Genomic DNA, 529 nt, shown 5'->3' with positions numbered 1-529 from the left:
GACCGCCGGCGTGTACTGGTTCGGCAATGTCATCAATGCCCAGGCGCTGGGCCGCGGACGGCACCGGCTGCACTTCGGCTGGACGGCGAACTGCCCCACCTGCGGTGTCGACGTGACCCAGGTGGGCTGGACCGCGGAGCGCTGCGAGCACGACGACTCCTTCGTGGCCACCGTACGGCCCGAGGCCGTCTACGCCGACGTGGCGGAGCTGGCCGGTCCCGGCCTCCGGCGTACCGCAGGCTGAGGCGCACTGTGGAGATGCTGCCGCCGGATGGACGTCCGGAGATCCTGGCCCTGCGGGCGCTGAAACTGGGGGACCTGCTGGTGGCGGTGCCGGCCCTGCACGCGCTGCGGCGCACTTTTCCGGAGCACCGGCTGATCTTCGCCGGACCGCCGTGGCTGCGTCAGGTGGTGGGACTGGTCGGCGGGATCGACGCCCACCTGCCGACGCCGGGGCTGGACGGTCCGCTGTCCCTGCCGGCCTGCCGGGTGGACATCGCCGTGAACCTGCACGGCAACGGACCGGACA

Annotated in this window: 1 protein-coding gene and 1 pseudogene; both read left to right on the top strand. The window is 72.4% G+C overall.

Annotation, left to right across the window (positions count from 1 at the left end; all coding sequences use genetic code 11):
- A pseudogene (locus AC5RVV_RS17950) lies at nt 1–244 on the top strand (glycosyltransferase family 9 protein); the annotation flags it as partial.
- A 14-nt stretch (nt 245–258) separates the two neighbouring features.
- A partial coding sequence (locus tag AC5RVV_RS17945; protein ID WP_494002706.1) for a glycosyltransferase family 9 protein occupies nt 259–529 on the top strand: 271 nt, incomplete at its 3' end.

Source organism: Arthrobacter sp. MDT2-34-1 (genome assembly GCF_059091365.1).
The sequence above is the reverse complement of the archived record's forward strand: the minus strand, read 5'-3'. Positions and strand labels throughout refer to the sequence as shown.